Source organism: Paenibacillus sp. SAFN-117 (assembly GCF_051966115.1).
Classification (GTDB): Bacteria; Bacillota; Bacilli; order Paenibacillales; family NBRC-103111; genus Paenibacillus_L; species Paenibacillus_L residui.
The window spans coordinates 1-22,315 of record NZ_JBQCLK010000049.1 but is presented as its reverse complement, the minus strand read 5'-3'; the positions used below and the strand labels follow the sequence as shown (position 1 = coordinate 22,315).

At 52.0% G+C, this 22,315-nt stretch carries 18 protein-coding genes; 2 read left to right on the top strand and 16 right to left on the bottom strand.

The annotated features are described in order from the left end of the window. Positions 1–7: 7 nt before the first annotated feature. The 13 genes from ACTHRH_RS24020 to ACTHRH_RS23960 form a co-directional block, all read right to left on the bottom strand. The gene (locus ACTHRH_RS24020; protein WP_440417967.1) at positions 8–970 is read right to left on the bottom strand and encodes a Gfo/Idh/MocA family protein; all 963 of its coding nucleotides are present in this window, start codon (positions 968–970) and stop codon (positions 8–10) included. Beyond that, positions 967–1,983, bottom strand: coding sequence for a Gfo/Idh/MocA family protein (locus ACTHRH_RS24015; protein WP_379291646.1), 1,017 nt, complete (start codon positions 1,981–1,983; stop codon positions 967–969). The genes ACTHRH_RS24020 and ACTHRH_RS24015 overlap by 4 nt, the downstream gene beginning before the upstream one ends. Positions 1,984–2,040: 57 nt before the next feature. Further along, positions 2,041–3,060 carry a Gfo/Idh/MocA family protein gene (locus ACTHRH_RS24010; RefSeq protein WP_379291648.1) on the bottom strand — a complete coding sequence of 340 codons (1,020 nt, stop codon included), beginning with the start codon at positions 3,058–3,060 and terminating at the stop codon, positions 2,041–2,043. Continuing rightward, positions 3,041–4,249, bottom strand: coding sequence for an aminotransferase class V-fold PLP-dependent enzyme (locus tag ACTHRH_RS24005; RefSeq protein WP_379291650.1), 1,209 nt, complete (start codon positions 4,247–4,249; stop codon positions 3,041–3,043). Before ACTHRH_RS24005 ends, ACTHRH_RS24010 begins: the two co-directional genes overlap by 20 nt. Positions 4,250–4,267: 18 nt before the next feature. Continuing rightward, complete coding sequence (locus tag ACTHRH_RS24000) at positions 4,268–5,848, bottom strand: N-acyl-D-amino-acid deacylase family protein (protein WP_379291652.1); 1,581 nt, start codon at positions 5,846–5,848, stop codon at positions 4,268–4,270. A gap of 34 nt (positions 5,849–5,882) precedes the next feature. After that, complete coding sequence (locus ACTHRH_RS23995) at positions 5,883–6,728, bottom strand: carbohydrate ABC transporter permease (RefSeq protein WP_144933410.1); 846 nt, start codon at positions 6,726–6,728, stop codon at positions 5,883–5,885. 3 nt (positions 6,729–6,731) lie between these two features. Continuing rightward, entirely contained in the window at positions 6,732–7,616 is an 885-nt protein-coding gene (locus tag ACTHRH_RS23990; RefSeq protein WP_440417963.1) for a carbohydrate ABC transporter permease, read from the bottom strand. A 97-nt stretch (positions 7,617–7,713) separates the two neighbouring features. Next, complete coding sequence (locus ACTHRH_RS23985) at positions 7,714–9,015, bottom strand: ABC transporter substrate-binding protein (RefSeq protein WP_379291656.1); 1,302 nt, start codon at positions 9,013–9,015, stop codon at positions 7,714–7,716. Between the two features lie 40 nt (positions 9,016–9,055). Further along, positions 9,056–9,526 carry a RidA family protein gene (locus ACTHRH_RS23980; protein ID WP_144933407.1) on the bottom strand — a complete coding sequence of 157 codons (471 nt, stop codon included), beginning with the start codon at positions 9,524–9,526 and terminating at the stop codon, positions 9,056–9,058. Positions 9,527–9,733: 207 nt separating this feature from the next. Beyond that, a complete protein-coding gene (locus ACTHRH_RS23975; RefSeq protein WP_144933406.1) occupies positions 9,734–11,053 on the bottom strand; it encodes a 6-phospho-beta-glucosidase in 1,320 nt (439 codons plus the stop codon). Then, positions 11,043–12,032, bottom strand: a complete 990-nt coding sequence (locus ACTHRH_RS23970) for an N-acetylglucosamine kinase (protein ID WP_144933405.1) — start codon at positions 12,030–12,032, stop codon at positions 11,043–11,045. Before ACTHRH_RS23970 ends, ACTHRH_RS23975 begins: the two co-directional genes overlap by 11 nt. A gap of 603 nt (positions 12,033–12,635) precedes the next feature. Next, positions 12,636–13,538, bottom strand: a complete 903-nt coding sequence (locus ACTHRH_RS23965; protein ID WP_144933510.1) for an aminoglycoside 6-adenylyltransferase — start codon at positions 13,536–13,538, stop codon at positions 12,636–12,638. A gap of 281 nt (positions 13,539–13,819) precedes the next feature. After that, positions 13,820–14,764, bottom strand: a complete 945-nt coding sequence (locus ACTHRH_RS23960; protein ID WP_379291659.1) for an aminoglycoside phosphotransferase family protein — start codon at positions 14,762–14,764, stop codon at positions 13,820–13,822. Between the two features lie 292 nt (positions 14,765–15,056). Between ACTHRH_RS23960 and ACTHRH_RS23955 the strand changes: the two genes are divergently transcribed. Next, a complete protein-coding gene (locus ACTHRH_RS23955; protein ID WP_144933403.1) occupies positions 15,057–15,164 on the top strand; it encodes a sporulation protein YjcZ in 108 nt (35 codons plus the stop codon). A gap of 140 nt (positions 15,165–15,304) precedes the next feature. Here the strand turns inward: ACTHRH_RS23955 and ACTHRH_RS23950 are convergent, their stop codons facing one another. Both ACTHRH_RS23950 and ACTHRH_RS23945 read right to left on the bottom strand, forming a co-directional pair. After that, entirely contained in the window at positions 15,305–17,245 is a 1,941-nt protein-coding gene (locus tag ACTHRH_RS23950; protein ID WP_440417959.1) for a TOMM precursor leader peptide-binding protein, read from the bottom strand. Between the two features lie 289 nt (positions 17,246–17,534). Further along, positions 17,535–19,796 (bottom strand): ATP-binding cassette domain-containing protein, encoded by a 2,262-nt coding sequence (locus ACTHRH_RS23945; protein WP_440417957.1) that lies wholly within the window; start codon positions 19,794–19,796, stop codon positions 17,535–17,537. Positions 19,797–19,999: 203 nt separating this feature from the next. Here ACTHRH_RS23945 and ACTHRH_RS23940 point away from each other — a divergent pair, with 203 nt between their 5' ends. Then, positions 20,000–20,932 carry a helix-turn-helix transcriptional regulator gene (locus ACTHRH_RS23940; RefSeq protein ID WP_440417955.1) on the top strand — a complete coding sequence of 311 codons (933 nt, stop codon included), beginning with the start codon at positions 20,000–20,002 and terminating at the stop codon, positions 20,930–20,932. 123 nt (positions 20,933–21,055) lie between these two features. Here ACTHRH_RS23940 and ACTHRH_RS23935 read toward each other — a convergent pair whose 3' ends face one another. Next, on the bottom strand, positions 21,056–22,060 hold the full coding sequence (locus ACTHRH_RS23935; protein WP_440417953.1) for a quinone oxidoreductase family protein: 1,005 nt from the start codon (positions 22,058–22,060) through the stop codon (positions 21,056–21,058). Positions 22,061–22,315 lie beyond the last annotated feature (255 nt).

Genomic DNA, 22,315 nt, shown 5'->3' with positions numbered 1-22,315 from the left:
ATCTATCTTATAAGCCTTCCTTACAGCGTTCGATAAGTTGGGCCGCGAACAAGCCCGCGTCCACTCCCGGAATTTCCACCGCTTCTCCTTGTAAGGTCAGCAAAAATCTGCGGTTAAGCTCGGAGTATCCCCATAAAGACAAATGATCTGCCGGAAACCGCTCCATCGTGCTTCCGCCGGCAGAGAAGCTTTCGAAATGGCCGGTGCCTGCGGAAGCCGCTTCATGACCTTTAAATACCGTTATGGTATTGATGCGGTGCCCGGGATCGGTGGAATAAGAAGCATTTCCGAATTCATGGGCATTGAGCGTCAGCATTTGCCCGGCCTCTGTCATCAGAATCGCCGCAAAAGCGTCATCCTCATATTCCGGGCCCAGCCGGATCCGGGAGGAAACCGCCTTGACCTCTTGAATCTCGCCCGGGATTAGGTAATGGACCAGATCAAATATATGACTTCCCAGACAGACAAAAACGCCGCCTCCCTGCTCAGCGCCCCCTGCCCATCCCTGCATGAACGGGGCCGTAACGAATTGGGCATTCAGAGCATCGACCTTCGATCCGGCCTGGTCAATAAATCGTTTCAATCTCTGCATTCCGGGAGAGTAACGGTGATTAAATCCCATTGCGAAACGGATGCCGCTGCTCGCGACAATGTCCGCTGCCTGTTCCGCATCCGCCAGCCGAAGCCCGATCGGCTTCTCGCAGAAGACGGCTTTGCCATGGCCCGCGGCCATCGCGATATAGGCAATATGCGAATCATGCCGGGTGCAGATATAGACGGCATCGACATCAGGGTCCGCGCAGAGCTCTTCCGCCGAGAGGTAGATTTTTCCTCCGTAAGCTGCAGTCAGCTTGCCGGCCGAAGACTCCGCAAGATCGAAGCCTCCGGCAACCGTTCCTCCATGCCGCAGTATGCATGCGGCATGGATATGGGCAATTTCGCCACAGCCAATAAAGCCGATTTTCTTCATATTAACCCGCCCCCTGTCTCAATATCATCTTGCAATTGAACTCTCAGTCCGGTTTCCAGGGATTTAATGCAGGCTTCGACAACCAATGCATTGCGGTAGGCATCCAGGAGGGCGACGGGTGCCGGTGAAGAACCGGTCAAGCTCTCTATCCAAGCGTGAATCGAACTCTTCAGCGTCTCTGCATAATTGCAGCTTTCGAAGACGGAGGGCGACCAGGTCGTTCTTTCCATCGAATGGTGAGGATAGGTGTGAAGACCTTCCAGCATGTTCGTCACCTCATACCTGGCCTTGTCCGTAGACAGCTCGAAATGCTGGAACGGATGTTGGCTTTCATGGACGCCGCCGACGAACGTATGGGTCATGACTCCGATGCTGCCGTTGCGGAATTCGAGGCTGACGGCCACGTCGGACAGGATTTCGCTGTCAATCCGCTTGCCGACAGCATAGACGCTGCGGATCTCCCCGTTAATATATCTTAAGGTATCAATCATATGGCAGCAGGAATCCGTCACAATAAAGTAAGGATGGGCCAGGTCGGACTGCTTCACCGGGCCCTGCTGCTGCATGGATATGGCGATTAAATGCGGCTTCTCGCCGCTGATTTTATCCTTCAGCTTCCGGTAGCAAGGAGAGTATCTCTGGTTGTAGTTGACGCCCGCAATCGCCTCCGTTGTTCTGGAGAGCGCGAGCAGCCAGGCGATTTCGCCGGAGTTTTTGCCGGCCGGCTTCTCACAGAACAGATGCTTGCCGCGTTGCAGAAGCGCCTTGCAGAAGGAAGCGTGGGTATCCGGCAATGTGCAGATGACCGCCGCATCGTAGCCGGTTCCCTGCCGCTCCAGCTCCTCCAGCGACTGATAATAAGGGACGCCTCCGAGCTTCTGTGCCAATGCTCCCGCCGCTTCTTCCCTCCGGTCGATAATGGCCGCAAGCTCGGTGTCCGGATGCTCGTATACCGCGCGGGCGTGATGCTGGCCGGCCCAGCCCGCACCAATGATAATGATCCTCTTCTTCACCCTGAAGTTCCTCCTCTGCAATCTTGCTCGCTCTTAGTGTGCATTACCGTTATGCACTTACAACAGAACAGGCTGGCCGGTCCGAATGCTCTGCTCCATGGCCTTGATTCCGTTGGCCGCATGCAGCATATCCTCCAATGTCATGCACTGCTCCTCTCTTCCCAGACAGCAGTTCAGAAAATGCTCGATTTCCAGGCTTCCCATAGGATCATAACGGATCGGACCCAGCTCGGTTTTCGGATTTTGCATAACATAGGAGAAACGGTCGTGATCGGTCCGGATTACTCCTTTGGTTCCGACAATGTCCAGCATATAGAACGGGAAATCCCAATCCATCGAGGAGACAAGATTTAATTGCACGAGTGCGCCTCCCGACGTTTTGCCCATGGCCTGAACGGTATCCCAGGTGCCGATTTGCCGGAATACATATTGTCCGCCCGCCGCATAAAGCTCCGTCAAATCATCTCCGGTCATCCAGCGGACCGTATCGATAAGATAGACACCGAAGGTGCCGAGAGGACCTCCGCTTCGTGCAGGGTCCCGCTCCCATTCCTGATGAATCATCGCCTCATGATGGATGAACAGCCGCAAATTCGTAGGCCGGCCGATCTCTCCCCGGCGAATCCGATCGGCTATGGAGATGATCGATCCCTCATAACGCAGAGGGTTGCCCGGCAGGACGATGCGTCTTCCGGCTTCCGCCGTCCGCATCAGGGAACGGATTTCATCCGGTTCCAGCGATAACGGCTTGCCGACGAAGACATGACAGCCATGCCGGAGCGCCATGTCCGCGTATTTCGCATGCTCCCATACCTCACAAGCGACCATGACCGCATCTACGCCAAGCTCAAACAGCTCCTCGGGCTGATGAACCAGACGGCAGCCGATCTCTTCGCAAAACCGGCTTGCCGTCGTTCCCGCACACTCCTCCACATACTCCGGTGATTGGCCCAGATCACAGCAGGCAACCACTTCAACCTCCTTGAGCTTCGCCAAGTGCCGGGTATAGGTGGTTGCGTAGAACCCTTGGGAAAAACCAATCAGTCCGAACCGCAGCTTATGCCCTCGGGTTGTCATCCAACCACCGCCTCAATGTGTGATACTGTAGATCCAGACGATTCATCGGCTCCGGTTGCCGAACTGCGCCGCCGTTCTTCTTCTTCTCCTCTACAATAGAGGCAATAGCTTTAATGATCGTTCTCTCGTCCCCATCGTCAAGAAAGGACAGATCGAATTCCATTTTCCCGTGGTATACGGCGTAATCGTCCATTTTAATGACCGGATCGCCGGTTCCCAGCTTCATGTTGATCTCCCAGGCCGGAACCCCGGTCTGTTCTTCATCGATCTCCATGACGACTCTGACGGACGGCGAGAAGCGGGTACGCTTGATCGACCCCGTCAAACCCGGAACTTCGGCCATGGCCGCAATAAAACGCTCGGCAAACGCCTCCTGCTGCCGGATAATCGCCTCTTCGTCCCTGGCCAGCCAATGCTCGATGGCCGAGATCAATCCGAGCACGCCTTCCTTGCCCACCTTCATCGGCCGCCCGATGCCCAACTCCTGCAGGAAACAGGCGTGTACCAGATCCTTGCGCCCGGCGACGAGAGCTGAAGTCGCTCCCCCGAGCCATTTCTGCCCGCTGTGAACGACCAAATCCGCCCCTTTGGCGATGGAATGGCGGAAATCGGTGTCGTAAGCGGCGTCGACAATGACGGGAACACCCTTGGACTTACAGATCTCCACGAATTTATCGAATGGCAGTAGATTGGGAGGAAACACATCCATCATCACATAGACGGCCGCGGCTACATCGGGGGTGAGTGCGGCCTCCAGATGATAGGAGGCACAATCGAGCGCCTCGCCGATTTCCACGGGCTCCGCACCGGTCAGCCTTATCAATTGGTTGGCCGGCGTATCGCCGATTCCGATAACATGGCCTTTCTGAATGACTACTTTATGCTTCGGCCCCCGGATAATCGGCAGCTCCTTGATCTTGCCCATATCGTCTCCGGTCAGCGTGGCGGCGATGCTGATGGCCATCCCGGCGGCCGTACAGCCTGCAGCGACACCGGCTTCGGCGCCGGTCAGCTTAACGATCGCTTCGTTCGCTCTTCTCTGCAGCTCCCACATTTCCACGGACAGCCCGAGCATGTCATAAATATCCTGCCGTATGCCGTCTTTGACCCGCGATGCGCCCAATACGGTTGCCGGCCCCCTGGCATTAATTACTTTTCTTAACCCGAATCGGTCATAGAATGATTGCATAATCCTGCTCCCCTTTCCTTATCGCATAACCGGCAACGCCCTGCCCGCGAATACTCCGGTAACCTTCTCGTTCCACACCGCAATTTCTCCGTTAACCAATACGTGCGAAATACCTGACGGGCCTGTTCTGGCCTGCTGAACTACGGATGTATCCGTGACGGTCTCCGCGTCAAAAACGACAAGATCAGCCGCTTTCCCTTCCAGGATAACCCCCCTGTCCTTAAGTCCGAAACGCTCGGCAGGCACCATAGTCATCCGATTGATAAGCACTTCCAGCGAGAAATTCTTCTCCCTGGCCAGCCTGAGCAGCTTGGGAAAGCTTCCGAATGCCCTAGGATGCGGGTTCTGCCCGAGATAAATCGCATCGCTTCCTACCATATAGTAAGGGCGGGACAGCAGCTCGAACAGGTCGTCCTCAATTTGCTTCACTACAGACTCGTCCTCGGGACGCTCCCCTAAGATCCCCACAGCCAGCTTCTCTTCAAGGAGCAGGTCGCACAGCACCTCGTACACCGTCTGACCGCGCAAGTCCGCCGCTTGCTGGAACGTTAATCCAAGCAATTCATCATTGCGGCCCGAAGGCAGGTAGGAGAAAGTGCCGTCAATATTCGGGAAATCCTTCTGAATGTCCCGCACAATAGCCGGGCGCAGCTTCTTGTCCGCCAGCCTCTCCAGGGTCGATTCGTAGCCCCCTTCCACGGTCCAAGGCGGCAGGTGAATGACGCCTGTGCTGCTTCCGAAGGCATAAGGATACAATTCGAGGCTGACGTCAAGTCCTTTCTGGTAGGCGTCATCGATCGGCCCCATCAGCTCATCCACCTTGCCCGCGTTGTTGGGCCCCGTTCGGAAATGGGAATAGTGGATTTTACAGCCGGATTGCCATCCGATATCCAGCGCTTCCTGAATCGCATCGAATTTCTCACCTTTGAACACGGTGCGCAAATGAGTGACATAGATGCTGTCCTTCTCCGCAAGGACACGGGACAGCTCAATCAGTTCCTGCGTATCTCCATAGGAGCCCGGGAAATAACTAAGGCCTGTGGAGAAAGCAACGGCTCCCTGATCGATTCCATCAGCCAGCAAGCGCTTGGCCTTCTCCAGATGAGCGCCGGTTAGCGGCACATCTCGGAAGCCGACCGTTTCCAGGCGCAGAACGCCATGAGGAACCTGGTAGGCCGTATTAATGGCCACGGTTCCGTCGAATTTGCTGCGGTATTCCTCTACCGTCGACCAGTCCAGCGGAATATCCGGTGTTCCGTTCAATCCGCCCAAATACTTAAAGTACATTTCCAAATTGTCCTTGGATAACGGAGCGTAGGACAACCCGTCCTGACCGAGGATTTCGGTCGTGACTCCCTGATATAATCCGCAAGCATGCTGCCTGTCCCACAGCAGCATCACGTCCGAATGGACATGTGTATCAATAAAGCCGGGACTGACGACGCGGCCGCTCGCATCGATCGTGTAACGCGCCTCCGCGTCGGGGAAGCTGCCGATTCCGGCGATTTTGCCGTCCTTGATCACAATATCCGCCTTGTAGCGTTCGTTCCCGGTTCCGTCAATAATCATTCCATTTCTAATGCAAACATCAAAGCTCATCAAGATTCCTCCATACCGGGTATACCGGCGACGGCTAGCCCTTCACGCCGCCCATCGTCATACCGCTGATTAAATATTTTTGGAAATAGATAAAGACGATTACAACAGGAGTCGTCACCATGGCCGAAGCGGCCATTAGCTGTCCCCACAGCACTTCGCGGTTTCCTACCATCAGAGAGATGCCGACGGGCAGAGTCCGCATGGTGTCGGAGCTGGTCAGCGTCAATGCAAAGATGAACTCCTGCCACGACAGGATGAAAGAGAACAGGCCTACGGCGGCGATTCCCGGAGCCGCCAGCGGAATCACGACGCGGAAGATCGCGCTTACCGGTGTACAGCCGTCGATAAAGGCGGCTTCCTCCATATCCTTCGGGATTCCGTCGAAGTAGCTTTTCATCATCAATGTGGCGAACGGTATCGCAAACGTACAGTAAGCGATAATAAGGGACAGGTAGCTGTCGATCAGATCCAGCTTGATAAAGATGGCGAAGATCGGAATAATAAGCAGCACCAAGGGAAACATTTGGGAAACCAGCAAGGAATTCAAAAACAGCATTCTGCCCCTGAATTTAAAACGGGAGAGGCCATAAGAAAAGAAGATGGCTATAAATAAAGTGACAATCGTTGTCGAAATGGCGACGATGACACTGTTTTTGAAATACTGCAGAAATCCGGTCTCTTGAAACAGCGTCCGGTAGTTCTCCAGAGTGGGCTCGTTCGGAAACCACTTGGGCACTTCGGCAAAAATTTCTGCGGACGATTTAAACGAAGTGGAAATCATCCATACAAACGGAAACACGAGCAGCACCGTAGCCAATGTCAATAAAACGTAAGTGATGCTCCGTTTGACGAGCAACTTTTTTCTCGCATTCCCCCCCATGTTTTAGTCCTCCTTGTTTTTCTTCAGATAGAAAATGGCGAATACACTCAGCATGAGTACGCCAATAGTAGAAATGGCCGCAGCGTAATTCATTTTAAAGAAATTGAAGGCATTAAGGTACGAGTATACCGGAATGAGCTGCGTCGAATTGGAAGGTCCGCCTTTAGTCATCAGGTAGACCAAGTCAAACTGGTTAAAGGACCAGATGATTGTCAAAGTTACAATTACAAGAGAAACCCCCTTGAGACTGGGGAGCGTGATATACCAGAAACGCTGCCACAAATTAGCTCCGCTAATGTTAGCCGCCTCATACATTTCACGGTCGATCGCTTGCAGTCCGGCAAGCAGAACAACAGCGACGAAAGGGATTCCTTTCCAAACGCTTACAGCCAGTACCGAATAAAGGGCATATGCGGAATCTCCGACCCAGTCGATGGGCCCCGAGATAATTCCCAATTTCATTAACACATAGTTCAAAATCCCGAATTGGCTGGAATAGATCCATTTCCAGGTGAGACCGGCGGCGATCATGGGCACGATCCAGGGAATAAGGATCAAGCTCCGGAAGATACCCCTCCCGGGAATTTCTTCATTTAACAACAGAGCAACGGCAAGGCCGATCAAATACTGGCCGACAACTACTCCTACCGTCCAAATGACCGTATTCCAGAAGGCTCCCGTAAAAATACTGTCCGAGAACAGCGCTCTGTAATGATCGAGCCCTGCAAAGGTCCGGTCGGAAGCGGTCAGGGAATGCTGGGTGAAAAAGCTGGAGATAATCCCCGAGATCATGGGATATATCAAGATGAGTCCGACAAATATGACGCCCGGTGCTATGAGAAAATACGGTAGCGCCCTCTTCCAAAACAAACTCGCAGTGAGTTTCATAACTAAGTTAACCTCCAGGCTTCCTTAAAGATTAAGCCCGGCAGCATTTACAGCATGCTTGTGCCGCCGGGCTATCGGAATGTCTCCTAAAGAATGATCATTTACCCATTAGCTCTTCCAGTCTCGTGTGCATATCACTTACAAACTGCTCCGGCGTCAGCTGCCCCTGAATAAGCTTTTGGATGGCCGCGTTGAAATGCAGCTGCCTAAATTCCTCATACTTGGGCGCTAACGGGCGGTTGCGGCTAATGGACACCTGATCGACAAACGGTTTCATAATCGGATCCTGGGCAAATTCCGTCGTCGCAAAATCCTTCGTCCAGCCGACTACGCTGGTCACTTCGGCAAATTTATCGTAGTAAGTCGGCTTCTCTCCGGTAAAGATAAATTCCAGAAACTTTCCTGCAATTTCCTTATGCTTGCTTTGCTCCGTGATGCTTAACGTGTTCGGATAACCAAGCACGGCTTTCCCGGCCGGTCCCGCAGGGCTTGGGGCGGTCGCCCATTTTCCATCCAGATTAGGATTGGCCTTCAGGCTGCCCGACGCCCACATTCCGTTGAACATCATCGCCGTATTTCCGGAAATAAAGCTGTTCATGGTCGCTTCCCAATCCATACCTGTAACCGTTTTCGGCATCACGTTGTAAGTATTGGACAAATCGTAGATATACTTCGCAACAGCAAGTCCGGATTCGTTGTTAATCGTCGGTCTCCAGAAGTTCCCCTCGCGAACGATAACGTCATTACCGGCCTGCCAGAAGAAAGGAAGCACATAATCATCGGGCTCCCAGCCGGCAGCCGGGAAAGCCAGTCCGTATTGATCGCCCTTGGTGAGCTTCTGTGCATACTCCAGCAGTTCTTCCCAGGTTTCAGGCGGGTTATTGGGATCCAACCCCGCCTCTTCAAACAGGTCGGTGCGGTAGAAGAAGCCCCATACGCTTCCATCCCAAGGGACGCCGTAATACTTGCCGTCTTCCCCCTTCACCGAATCGAATCCGGACTCCAGGAACTGATTGAGCATTTCTTGAGAGACATAATCATTGACGGGAGCGAACGCTCCCAAACGCTGGTACTCGCTGGCCCATTGCCCGTTAAGCATGACCAGGTCCGGAGCTTGTCCGACCGTTAGCTGGCGCTGGAACATGGAGTAAGCTTCCCCCCAGCCGACATTGACGATTTTCACAGTGACTCCGGGATTTTGGCTGCTGAATTCCTTGGCCATTTCATCCAACAGGGTCACCTGCGCGGGAACCGTTCCGCCGATATGCTGAAATACAAGCTCTACCTTCTCTTCCGAGGACGATCCTTCACTGCCGCCGCTCTGGGAGCAGGCACCCAGCAAGGATACGGACATAACGGCGGCCATCGACATTTTCATTACTCGAAAAGGACTTTTCATTAATACGCTCTCCCCTTCATCTCTCAGCTTAAATGCTCTACTAATCTCTGATCCTTACAATCATTTCGATTTCGACAGGGATATTTTTAGGCAGCACATAGGTACCCATAGCGGAACGGGCATGCTTGCCTCTTTCCCCGAAAACATCCACCATCAAGTCCGAGAACCCGTTCATTACTTGAGGCTGCTGATAGAAATCCTCGCTGCTCGCGACCAGACCGAGCACCTTGACCAAAGCATCGACACGATCCAGACTTCCCAAGTAGTTCTTGAGCTGGGCCAGCAGGATAATCCCGCATTCCCGGGCTGCCTGATAGCCTTCCTCCACCGTCAGATCTTTGCCGAGTTTGCCTGTCCAGATCGGACTGCCGTCATCCTCCCGTTCCGGTCCGTGGCCGGAAGTGTACAGCAGGTTGCCGTGCTGACGGATCGGCACGATGGCTTTTCCCTGCAAATCGATCTTTGGAAGTATCAAACCTAGCTCTTTAATTCTTTCATCTGCCAAACTCATGAATAAGTCCTCCCTTTTGCATAATTAGTTAGTTTATTTGTCGAATAATCTAACAAAATATAGTAGTACAGCCAAATGCGGTTCAGGAAATTCCGCTTAATGCATAGGCCGGCTTGCAATCCCCTTGCCGAAGATTCCATTCTTCCCCGTTCCTGCGCTATCCCGGCGGAAGTCCTGTCTGCATCTGTCTGGAATACCTGTGCCTTGTTACTTGAAAAACTGAGGCAAATACGGCTTGTTCTCCGCCAAAATCTGATCGAGTACAGCTTTGGCCAATGAAGAGCCTCCTACCAGCGGATGGATGGCAAGCGCTTGTAGAGCACTGCCGTAGTCCCCGTTCACACCGGCTTCTACCGTAAGCTCTTCGTAGGCTTTAACGACCTGGATCAAGCCCCGGATTTCAGCCGGCAGCGGCCCGCCGCTCAGCATCATCGGAGTAGCCCCCTCCGAAGAAATGATGCATCTGACCTCCACCGAAACATCCTCTCCCAGACACGGAATAACCCCATTATTGCGAACGTTGACTACCTGGATATTGCGGGCATTGTTGTATATCGATGTAATAAGGTCAACCGCCGCTTCCGAGTAGTACGCTCCTCCCCGTTGTTCCAGCTGAGCCGGCTTCACCTTTAATTCCGGATCCTTATACAGCTCGAACAGCTCCGCCTCCACCTTCTTGACCGCATCGGCCCTGGTTCCTTTGACCTTCAGCGCTTCCTGCTGCTCCTTGAGCATCTTATCCTTCAAATAATAGTAGCGAAGATAAGAGCAGGGGATCATTCCGAGAGAAGCAAGAAACCCGTCCCCCCATTTATAATCGGGGATATTCTTCACGGACAGGCCGCTGGCGTTGTCAAACATCCGCACGATGTCCTCCGTCCGGTCGACGCCGTTGATCCTGATATTTCGCGTCCAATTCAAATGATTGATGCCGACCATTTCCATATCGACATTCGCCGGATCGGTCTCCGCCAGCTGGGCAATTTGCATCTTGGTATGGATGGGCAAATTGCATAAGCCGATGGTACGAATGGAGGAATGCTTCAATACCGCTTCCGTAATAATGCCTGCCGGGTTAGTGAAGTTAATCAGGAAAGCTTCGGGTGCAAGCTCTTCCATCTCTTTGCATATGTCCAGGATGACGGGAATCGTTCGGATCGCTTTCGCGAACCCTCCGGCCCCGGTTGTTTCCTGGCCGATGCAGCCGTACTGGAGCGGAATCCGTTCGTCCACCGCCCGGGCATCCAGGCCGCCAACGCGAATTTGCGTCAGTACAAAGCTGGCCCCGGAAATCGCTTCCCGACGATCCAACGTCAGATGCAGCCGGATGGGAACCCCCGCGTTCTCAATCATTCTCCGGGCAAGTTCACCGACGATCTGCAGCTTCTCGCGGCCGGCTTCAATATCCACGAGGTACAGCTCTTGCAGCGGAAATTGCTCATAATTTTTGATAAACCCTTCAATCAACTCGGGGGTATAAGAGGAGCCCCCGCCGATAACGGCCACTTTAAGCGGTTTAGGATTCAACGATAATCTCCCTCCTGTACGAATTTAATCGTTCGGTAATTTGCGGCCCCGCAGGAAGCTGAAGCTGATCCATCCCCATCAATACCGCTCCGAAGACCGGCTCCATTTCCGGGATTTCAATCGTAAAATCAGTATGCTCCTCACGCAGGGTCTCTTCGAGACTTTGCAGCAGGCAGGAGCTCTTGCCCCTCTGGAAAATGCTTCCGATCAACACTATCGGAATGTTGTCCACACCGAAGCTTCCTATTCTTCTCATGACGGAGCGTGCCGCATTGCCCAATTCGTGCCCGACCTCGGACAACAGACGGATCGAGAGAGCATCCCCGTCCTGGACCGCTTCATGAAGAACAATGGTCAATTCGGATGGAACCGTCCTTACCTGCCGGTCCAAATAATCGTTGAGCAGCGCTTCCATGGAAGAATAGCCGAGGTAGGAAGGAACCCTTTCCGTAAGAATAGAAGGGATATCCCGCTGCTCCCACGACCGGACTGCCGCTCTGAAGGTTTCGATTGCCATATGATTGCCCCCGGCATAATCGCCGTACAGATAACCGAATCCCCCTGTTTGCACGACCTGCCCGTCCCTGTTTCTGCCGAATGCGTTCGTTCCGCTTCCGCAGACAAGCACAATGCCCACATTGTCCGGACTACCCGCGCGCAGCCCGGCCATTGTATCACAAGCCAGGTTCCAGCTGGTTACCGGTATTTTCTTAAGTCCGGATTCCAGCCGGATCATATCTGCTTCGCGGTCGGCCCCTGCGAGCGTATATTGGACAAAATCCAGATCCGCATACTGCAAGCCGGCCTGTTCCAGTGCATGCTTCATTGCAGTTGAAATATGGTCCATCGCTCTATCGAGACCTATCTTCTGGTAATTGGCTCCACCGGCCAGACCTTCTCCAAGCAAATTCCCCTCGGCGTCGGTTATTACCGCATAGGTCTTACTCCCACCGCCGTCCACTCCCATAATCAACGCCATCCATCAATCTCCTCAAGACTAAAATTTAAGTATGTAGCCAGTTAGTTTATGCAAAGAATAAACTATAGTGATATCTTAATTTCCCGGCTATCAAATGTCAACGTTTTTTTGCAACCGTCTTCAGAATAATCTTCTTCCTTATCTCCTCCCCCCTTTTTGACTGTTATCCCATTTAATCAGAAAACTGCTTAGGGCCAGCCGAAACTGTCCCGTTAAATCGAACCTATGCAGTTCGAAGCCGAAAGTAATTTCCTTCCTCCTCATATAGATTTTCAAACCAACTAACCCTGGGAACCAGCCGCATACGGTTTAAAAAATTATTTCTTTTACCGCTTTGGCCGTTAGTTATACGTCCTGAACCGGAGTAAGTCTGTCGGCTTCCGGATTACGTGCTTTCTGAGCAATGGGGATAACAGTCCAAGGGACGGTGGAATGGAGATCAAGAGCAAGCGAGAGAGTGAATATCCGAACGTAAATTCGAAAAGTTACGACTCTGGCGTGTAACAACACCATAAACAAAAAGGGGGGCGTCCCCATCCAGGCTTCAGCCTGGTGGACCGCCCCTCAAAGTTGTGTTAATCGCTATCAAGCAGAATACTGTGATTAATCCCAAAGCTTTTCCTTAATCATATTCGGAAAAATTTCAGTGGCATCTCGCGGCAAGACCCGGACATGCTGCAAATAATCCGTGACACGCCGGTCGTCCTCGGCAGGATATTCATACTTCAGATGTTCGGCTACCTCCCGGGCTGTTCTGCGGAACAGATCGCCCGCTGTGAACAGCGCATTCCAAACTTCTTCATAATCTCCACTCGGATAGGTGCGCAATAGCTGCTGCCAGCGGTTCTCCGGGAGATAGTTCTCCAAATATTTGCCGTTCTTGCCGACACTGAGCGAAAAATCGGTTTGAATGCCGACCTGCCACTCCAGCATCTTGAGAAGCATCGGCCGGACATATAGATTAAGATGGTCCAGGGCAAATAGAATCTCTTGTCTCCATAGACCTTTAGCTACATAGGTGGACACCCACCAAAACTCATTGCAGCAATCCGCGAAAAATTCCGCCGATGGCCTTTTCACCCAGTAATCTTCATCCGTCGGAGCGGGAATATCCGGCAAGCAGTTATCCTTATCCAATAACACGAGCAGCAGCTTATCTTCCTTACAGTATTCGTCCTTCTCATCCAACGGAATCAAGGTCAGGTCGATCCGGTTGCCATCCGTAAACAGCATCAAGTAAGAGAAACGCCTGCCCAGGTCCGGAGGAAACATGGCCATCGCCTCAGGAGTCTGCATAATGATTCGTTCTCCGAACCGGTCGACCCAATTGGGGTCTTGCACGAAAGAGTCCATTTCGGTCACAAGAAAACTGATGTCATAATCTTGAAACATATCCTTGGGCACATTCGAATTGGTTCTTGATCCTTCCAGGGTCACCGCTCGAATCCGCTCATCCTTCTCGGCGAATGCGAGGATGTCATCCAGCATTTCTCTCTCACTTCTCATCATCGTTTCACGGCCTCCCTATTTTTGATTGGATTTCCTGCTTACTATAAAGGCAGGCGGTCCGCGAATTCGATTTTCCCGGCCAATAACAAGATGAAGGGGTTACCACTTATCCAGCTTTCCCATGAACGGTACTCCTTTCAAAAAAATGGATCACATTCTAATAGGAAACAGGGGAATTTCCATTTTATGCAAAACAATTTGTTATTACAGTAACATAACCGTAAGGGAAAACACAATTATTCCTTCGGGCCGAACCATCCGGTACCTGTGTCAAACAATTATCCGCCTATCGTTTTCAGTTCGTTCGCCAAATATTGGATGGAGGCGGCCCTTTCTTTTGCATTTTGCCGATCGAATAGAAGCTGTTCCATCCATTCCCAAATATCTTCCAATTTACGCCTTCCCTGATAAAAGAGCAGAACATCGGGATCAACGGTATAATCGCTGTGAACCTGCTTGTAGATGCTTACAAAGTCTTCATAGTAGGGCTTGTCTGTCATAAACATGATATCCGCTTCAACGGGGGCCAATTTCAATCCTTCCCAATCCAGCAACATCAGTTGTTGTCCGGCTTGCATCAGATTCCAATGATGAATATCTGTGTGGCACAGGGCCATCCTTAACGAACGGCATTTCAAACCGGCGGACAGCTTGTCCACAGTGTCCATCAACCCTTTAACCTGCTCAAGATAAGGGTCCGTCACTTCTCTGATTTCGGCAGGAACACGGGAATACTCCCCGCCCAACGTACTCCTCAGCCGCTGCATAAACGGGATGCAGAAATCTTCCTTAATGGCATCGGTGTCCGGCGGTATTTCTTCCCCATATGAATGAAGCTCCGCTATCATTTCCGAAAGCTGGCGAACCTGCTCCCCGGATAAATCTCGGTCTCCTATCGTTTCGCCATCGATATACTCATAGAGCAGATAGATTCCTTCCTCGTCCTCACATTTATATTCCCCTTGCTTTGTTACGAGCGGCACGGGAAGTTTGCCTTTCAAGTAGCTATTTTGCAGAAGCCAAATGGTGATAGGCACATACTTGTCAATAAGAGCTGTCCACTTGGGGGTGGACGCTCTGCTTTTTTCATACGCCTTCAAAAAGTAGGTGCCACTGTCACCGGACACTTTATAAGCGAGTGCCGCCCAGCCTCCCTGCTGCGGTAAAATTCCCTTGATCTCTAAGCTATAATGCTCCTTCAAAATGGTTTTCAGCTTGTTCATTACATCCTCCTGACCGTTTTGGGAAAGCGGCTTACATTACTAATACAATAAGTATATTAAAACTCTACCCATAATAGGCAGTAAAAAAAGAATAAAAGAATACTCTCTCATTCCAGTATAGTCCGGGATCTTCGAATGTCATTCCTTAACGGGAGTCCGAAAACCCATCCTCCTTCCCCATTCAAGGAAATAGGCGCTTGTTTCCTTTATAACGGCACATTTTCCATGGCGTCCAATCTTCCGGCCGTTCAGACACATATAATACAGAAAAAATAGAAGGGAGGATGTCGTTATGGGATTTGGTGGAGCAGGTAGCTGTGGCGGATTGTTTACATCTACAGGGGTTATTCTTGTTCTTTTCATTCTGCTTGTAATTGTTTCCCGTGCTTGGCTTGTCTAATTTCTAGGGATACTTTACGTTATCGCATGATTAGCAAGCTATAGGGATTCTGGCCGTCCCTGCAACGAAAGAGAAAGAGCGAGTGTGTCGGTGGAACCAGCACCGTTAACCTCGCTCTTTTTTTTGACATTCTATCCCGGCTACGGAAAGGGATGCGGGTATGGATTAAGCTCCTCCGGTGTCAGCTTGTGCTCTGCATAACCCAGCTTCATCGGGACCTCGAAGACCCTGTCAAGGCCCGTCAACCGGGCAAACCGGTGTCCGAACGTCATAGGCAGCATTCCCGGAATCAGCACTTTCACACAGCGCAGGCCGTTGCGGAGCGTCTCGCCGGACGATTGATCGATAACAATAACATCCAACCGAAGACTGCGAAACGTTCGAAGGACCTGTTTCAAATCTTCCGTTAGATCATCATTCATCGATGCAGCCTGAAACTCTTCGGCGAATGTACGCAGGGGACGCCGTTCGTCGAGCAAAAACCGGAGTCTTTCCTCCGCCTGCGGCAAGCTGTACAGCAAGGCGTGATCCTCCATGCTCTCCACCAGGAACGAATCCTTGAACATCGACTCGGCCTCCGGCCTGCGTTCCTTATAGCGGGCTTCGGCCATCGGGATCATGTTCGCCAGCTCGTGTATGGCGCTCTTGGCCGCACGGACGGGGTCGAGATGAGCTCCGGCGGCACAGAGCAGATTTACTCCAGGCTTTTTCCCTCCCTTCGCCAATGCCCAGATGCTCGGAATCCCGTTCTCCATCGTTGTATTGTACAAGCATACCTCGTATCCTGTAACCGCCCTTAAGCGATGAATCATTAACAAGAGCTCCTGATCCTCCGCTGAGCCGGGATCGAGCTGCGGAACCGGCAGCCTGGTGTACCAGGTCATCAGGAAAGAATCCCTCTCGACAACCTCGAAAATTCCATGCAGGATCGCCTCCTCAAGGCTGCCCCCTATGGCGCACCCATTGGAGGTTTCATAGACAAATCCCCCGCCATAGCCCAAGCTGTAATAGGCCAATCGTTCGGGAACGAGAATGGGCCGCTCCTGCAGGAACGAATATCCCCACACCCAATCCATCGGAGTATCGGGATCGAATGACTGGAAAGGAAAATCCGGTTGTTCCAACAGTTCTTTAGCATGAAAGCCTACCTTAGCAGGGTCCAGCGCCACCTCCTTAAGGCGGGAATAGCTGTCGGATACGATCGTTCGTTTGCCCCGGGGAGCAAGCCCGCAAAATCGTTCCAACCCCTCCAGTATTGCGGCCATTTCGCTATCTGCATAAGAATTCGAATGGCCCCCAACCACCTCATTATACAGTCCTAAAGGTAGATTCATAGCTACCCCGGCGAAGGCGGATGCGAGGTCCGGCCGCTTGCCGTTCATGAGCCCGGTCCGGTTATCCAGATAATCCTTGGCCAGAACCTTCCGCAGGTCGCCCATTGAACGGCAGCGGTAACTGTTGTTGAGCTTCTTGCACGGCTCCAGGGATATGGCCGCCGCCTCCGGGGAATCGTCCGGCAGCTCGCCGCAGACCGGACAGAGCCCGTCCGGCAGAATGTAGTGAACGGTGCTGGTCAAGCTTCTTAAGTTGATTAAATGGATGCGGCCTTCCGAATCCGTTATTTCCCCCCGCAGCAGCCTTGCCGTTTCCAATGAGACGATAAGCGCCATATGACGAAATGCTGCCGGCGGAACTTCCAGGGGAGAAGGAGCGATCGCATCTGGAGAAATTAGTTTCATAAGCGAATCGTCCGGTTCTTCGCGCCCGCCACCCGCCAAGGATAGCCGGGTCTCCGCACATTGGAAGCAGCCGGGCTTTCCCGGAAGGACTAACGGCCCTATCCTCCCTTCCCCCTCTTCTCTGGATAAGCAGGCCCGTGACCAGGGAAGCCCGCGCGGCCGCAGAAGCTTCTCCGCTTCCACATTCAGAGCGGAATCAGACTGATCCTGCACCACCCATACGAGCCCCGCAGCCGGTACGCTATCGCCAAAATCCGGTCTGTGCACTATGGGGAGCCCGGATAATTGCTTGCATACCGCATCTGCAAGCCTCCCATTTCCGACAATAACGACAGGATTCAAGGAGCTTCCTCCTCTCCGGGAACTCTTGACATAAGGTCCAATTAATAATCATTATTTAAAGTATGTCGCCGCTCTTAGCTCTATGACGCCATCAGCGAAGGCATGCAATTCGCCATCGGATTCAAAGATAAAAAAAGCTCCTAACGGAGCCATCTCGAAGATGAATAACCCGGTATTAGAGGAAGCTTTTTATGCCAATTAGAAAGTTTGTTCCATGTTAATGCTTTAATGAACTTAAACTTTCTAATGTGGTAAATAAGGAAAGAACGGATGAACGTCTGATTGCACCTTACCGGCCTCGTAAATATTGTCCTGTAATCGAAGCTTTACAGTTCACCAAATACTGCGGCCGTCCCTGAAAGATCACCCTTCCCCCCTCCTGCCCCGCTCCCGGACCCAGGTCTATAATCCAGTCCGCCTGGCTTATAACGTCCAGATTATGCTCGATGACAATGACGGTGCTGCCCTGATCCACTAGCCGGTCGAAGATTCGAATCAGCCGCTGCGTATCGGACATGTGCAGTCCGGTCGTCGGCTCGTCCAACACATAAATTTCTCCATGATTCTCCAGCTCCGCCGCCAGCTTTACCCTCTGAAGCTCGCCGCCCGACAACGTAGTTAAAGGCTGCCCAAGGGTCAAGTAGCCGATTCCTACGTCCTGTAACCGCAGCAGAGCAGGCCTTATTTCCGGTTCCCGGAAAAATTCCACAGCCTCGTCCACCGTCATCTCCAGCACTTCGCTGATCGTACTCCCGCGCAGGGTGAACCCGAGAACCTCCTCTTTAAATCGGCGCCCCTGGCAGGCATCGCAAATACTGGTAATCGTATCCATAAAAGCGAGATCGATATTCATCATCCCGGAGCCTTTGCATTCCGGACAGGCCCCTTTCGAATTAAAGCTGAAGAGAGAGGCGTCGGCCCGGTTCTCCCTTGCGAACAAGCTTCGGATGAAATCGAAAATGCCGATAAAAGTGGCCATATTCGAACGGTTGGAGGCCTGAATCGCTCCTTGATCGATGAAAATCGCTTCCGGATAATATTGCGGCAGCACCTGGCGGATAAGAGTGCTCTTCCCCGATCCGGCAACGCCCGTAACTGCGGTCATGACCCCTTTCGGGATATCGGCGCTAACGTCCTTCAAATTGTGAAGGGACGCATGTTTGATCGAGAGCCAGCCGGAAGGCTGTCTTGGTTCTTTCTTCAAAGCCGGCCGGCGATTCAGAAATTGTCCGGTCAGCGTCCCGGCCCGGACCAGCCCCTGCAAATCCCCCTCATATACGACTTTGCCGCCTTCGGTCCCGGCCCGAGGCCCCATTTCGATAATATGGTCGGCGATTTGAATAACATCCGGGTCATGCTCCACGATCAGCACGGTATTGCCCTTGTCCCGCAACTGCCGCAGCAGGCGGTTGATTCTGCTGACATCGTGAGGATGGAGCCCTATGCTGGGCTCGTCAAAAATATAAGTCAGCTCCGTCAAGCTGCTGCCCAATTGGCGGACCATTTTAATTCGTTGTGATTCGCCGCCGGACAAGGTCGATGTCTCCCGATTCAAGCTTAAATAGCCTAATCCTACGGAGATCAGATGCTCCAGGCGATGGACGATGGCATCCACTACCGTACGGGCCGAAGGCTCCCGGATCGTCCGGACAAAGCCGATCAGATCACTGACCTGCATATGCGTGCAGTCTGCAATCGATTGACCGTTGATTTTGCACTCCAGCACTTTGGCATTCAGCCGAGCCCCCCGGCACAATGGGCATTTCCCCTGGGTCACTACGTAATCAATCGCCTCTTTGTACAGCTTCACATCCCTCGATTCCTTGCTCAGGAAGGAGCGTTCCATCCTCGGAATGATTCCCTCGTATTTGGAAGTAGGAGGCCAGCCCTCCGTCGGATGGGGAGGCTTGAAGCCCGATTTGTACAAGAGCGTGTCCCATTCCTCATCCGTGTAATCCTTCAGCTTTTTATCATTGTCAAACAGCCCTGTGCAAACATACCGCTTCCAACGAAATTCTCCCGGCCGGAAGGTAGGGAAACGGATCGCCCCTTCATTGAGGGATTTCTGCCGGTCGATCAGCCGGTCTATATTTATCGTCTGCACACTTCCCAATCCCTTGCATTCGGGACACATGCCCTGAGGATTGTTAAATGAAAACATGTCCATAGATCCGACGAAGGGCCGACCGTTTCGGGAATATAACAAGCGCAGCAAGGAGTAGATATCCGTAATCGTTCCAACGGTCGATCTTGCGTTTCCCCCTATCCTCTTCTGATTAATGACCACCGCCACGGAAAGATTGTTCAACGTGTCCGCATCCGGCTGTCCGTAATGGGGGAGGCGATGGCGGATAAAGCTGGAATACGTTTCGTTCAATTGGCGCTGCGACTCCGCTGCAATGGTATCAAAGACAAGGGCCGATTTCCCGGAACCGGATACGCCTGCAAATACTGTGATCTGCTTCTTGGGGATCGTCACACTTATCCCTTTCAAGTTTTTTTCCCTGGCTCCAATAACCTGTATAGGATTTCCCCGAGATTCTTCTCTCATAGCTGTCATTCTCCTTCCTTAACGGAGTTCGCAGGCGGAATCAAGTCATATAACCTGCATAAATTCCGCGTGCAGTCCCCTGCTATTTCAGTTTCAGTCTATCCAATGATTTGGCTTTGACGACCTTTCCTACATAAGATACACTTTAAACATGCCAAATGTTGTCCAGTTTAATCACTGTCTTCGGAAGTGAGGAGAAATTTATGTCGAAAGCCAAGCTGTTATTCGACTTGATCATGTATGTCAACTCGAAGAGAAGCTTTACCGCCCAAGAGATTGCCGATGAATTTCACGTATCCGTCCGGACCGCCCATCGGTACCTGATGGAAATTAGTGAAATGGGGGTTCCTTTGTATACGGAGCAGGGGAGAAACGGAGGATACCGTATCCTGCACAACCGGATTCTTCCGCCCGTGTTATTGGATGAGCACGAGGCGTTGGCGATTTTCTTCGCTTTCCAGTCCTTGAGATACTATCCATCCCTGCCATTTGATACGGACATGGACTCTGCCTCCAGAAAATTGTATTTCAGCCTTCCCGATGACATTAAGAAGAAAATAGACCGCCTGGAATCCGTCCTGTCTTTTTGGAATCCGAAGAGAAGGGCTTCCTCTCCCTTTCTGAAAGAGATTATTGAAGCGGCATTAGACCATCACGTACTAATTATCGAATACCGTTCCAAATCCAACCGTAAAAAGAGAGAAGTCGTGCCCATCGGTTTATATGCTAATGACGGATTCTGGTATATGCCGGCCTGGGACATGGAAAAAGACAAGGTGCGGCTGTTCAGGGCGGACAGAATCCTGTCTTTGGAAAATTCCAAAAGAACCTGCGAGCTGAAAATGAATTTGCCCGATTGGTTAGACGGGTATACGATCCATACACCGGTCCGTCTGTATGTTAAGCTGACCAGAGAAGGGATGAGGCAGTGTCAAAGCAAGCCCTGGTTCGAACCGCATATCGTATCTGTGGATGAGGATTCCGGGTATATCGATACGATGATTGATTACAGCGAGGTCGAATTTCTGTCCTCCTATTTCATCCAGCTAGGGACGGAGGCCCAAGTGATCGAACCGCAGGAAATTGTGGAGCTCATCAAAAAGCAGGCTTCCCGCCTGCTCGATCAATATCGCTAGTCCGCAGCCTAACTCGCAAACACGACAAAGAACCCTCGACGCTCATCGCGAGGGTTGCGAATGATTTATCCAGGAGCACTATGAAAATATTATCTTCTACTATGCTTTGGACTGCGGATAAGATTACGGAATAAGCAGCACCCGGCCTGTAACCTGCCTCTGTTCAAAAGCAATATGAGCTTTGGCGGCATCGGCCAGCGGATATGTGTGCCCTACTTTGACCGAAAGACGGCCTTCCCGGATCCAATCTAAAAATTTCTGGAGATACGAATGCCATTCCTTCATAAAATATAGCCCGGAAAAACGGTTGATATAAAGCGAGCCTTTCTCTTGAAGGAGCATGAGATCAAACGGCGGAATGAACCCGCTTGCCTGCCCGAAAATCTCCAGATATCCCCGGGGGGCAAGACTGTCGAGGCTGGCCTCGAAGGTATCCCTGCCCACCCCGTCATAAACGACGTTCACCCCTCGGCCCCCCGTTATTCGGCGGGCTTCCTTGGCGATATCGGCTTGGGTGGAAATAATCACTTCATCCGCCCCCGCCTCTCTGACCGAATGAGCTTTGTCCTCGCTCGAGGTGACTCCAATAACCTTCCCTCCGCGCAGCTTGGCCATTTGGCACAGCAGCAGTCCAATTCCCCCGGCCGCGGCATGGATCAGGCACCAATCCCCCGGCTTGACGGGATACGCGGCATGCGTTAGCGCATAAGCGAGAAAGCCCTGGGTTAATCCTGCCGCGGCATGTTCCAGGCGGAGTTCGTCCGGGACGGGAATGAGCCGCTGAACCGGGGCTATCACATGGGTGGCGTACGTTCCGCTGCCTCCTCCGCAGATGACCCTATCTCCAACCTGAACAGGACTGTCACCAGGGCCCAGCGACTCCACAATCCCCACGCATTGACTCCCTATAGTGGCCGGAAGCTTATATTCCACGGCCCCTTCCTTTTTGTAAAATGCCTGATTCACAAGATCGCCACGTCGATGCTGAACATCCAGGAAGTTAACGCTCGCCGCCTGGACGCGCACAAGCGCCTGGCCGGGACCCGGCACCGGCATGGGGAGCTCTTCCAATTGCATAACTTCAGGGCCTCCGTAGGAATGTATACGAATCGCCTTCATTTTCATCATCTCTTCCCCTCACCTTCAAAATAGTTTCCGGGAAACAATATTAACAATCCTTTCAACCTTTGTCAATAATGTTTCCTGGAAACATTGTAATCGATCCATTTCTTGCTATACTTAATATGAGAAAATTTCGATTCTGAAAATAACCCCGAAGGCTGAAATTTGAAAACTAAATGGATTACATCAGGCTGTTGAGAAAAGGGGGTTAAGCAGTTAATTTACGATCCCCAAATACAAAATTGGTTAAACTTGTAAGAA

Bases quoted from the DNA above. Each gene is read 5' to 3' on its own strand.
- ACTHRH_RS24020 (WP_440417967.1), bottom strand. From the start codon at position 970: ATGAAGAAAATCGGCTTTATTGGCTGTGGCGAAATTGCCCATATCCAT.
- ACTHRH_RS24010 (WP_379291648.1), bottom strand. From the start codon at position 3,060: ATGACAACCCGAGGGCATAAGCTGCGGTTCGGACTGATTGGTTTTTCC.
- ACTHRH_RS24005 (WP_379291650.1), bottom strand. From the start codon at position 4,249: ATGCAATCATTCTATGACCGATTCGGGTTAAGAAAAGTAATTAATGCC.
- ACTHRH_RS24000 (WP_379291652.1), bottom strand. From the start codon at position 5,848: ATGAGCTTTGATGTTTGCATTAGAAATGGAATGATTATTGACGGAACC.
- ACTHRH_RS23995 (WP_144933410.1), bottom strand. From the start codon at position 6,728: ATGGGGGGGAATGCGAGAAAAAAGTTGCTCGTCAAACGGAGCATCACT.
- ACTHRH_RS23990 (WP_440417963.1), bottom strand. From the start codon at position 7,616: ATGAAACTCACTGCGAGTTTGTTTTGGAAGAGGGCGCTACCGTATTTT.
- ACTHRH_RS23985 (WP_379291656.1), bottom strand. From the start codon at position 9,015: ATGAAAAGTCCTTTTCGAGTAATGAAAATGTCGATGGCCGCCGTTATG.
- ACTHRH_RS23980 (WP_144933407.1), bottom strand. From the start codon at position 9,526: ATGAGTTTGGCAGATGAAAGAATTAAAGAGCTAGGTTTGATACTTCCA.
- ACTHRH_RS23970 (WP_144933405.1), bottom strand. From the start codon at position 12,032: ATGGCGTTGATTATGGGAGTGGACGGCGGTGGGAGTAAGACCTATGCG.
- ACTHRH_RS23965 (WP_144933510.1), bottom strand. From the start codon at position 13,538: ATGAGAAGTGAGAGAGAAATGCTGGATGACATCCTCGCATTCGCCGAG.
- ACTHRH_RS23960 (WP_379291659.1), bottom strand. From the start codon at position 14,764: ATGAACAAGCTGAAAACCATTTTGAAGGAGCATTATAGCTTAGAGATC.
- ACTHRH_RS23955 (WP_144933403.1), top strand. From the start codon at position 15,057: ATGGGATTTGGTGGAGCAGGTAGCTGTGGCGGATTGTTTACATCTACA.
- ACTHRH_RS23945 (WP_440417957.1), bottom strand. From the start codon at position 19,796: ATGAGAGAAGAATCTCGGGGAAATCCTATACAGGTTATTGGAGCCAGG.
- ACTHRH_RS23940 (WP_440417955.1), top strand. From the start codon at position 20,000: ATGTCGAAAGCCAAGCTGTTATTCGACTTGATCATGTATGTCAACTCG.
- ACTHRH_RS23935 (WP_440417953.1), bottom strand. From the start codon at position 22,060: ATGATGAAAATGAAGGCGATTCGTATACATTCCTACGGAGGCCCTGAA.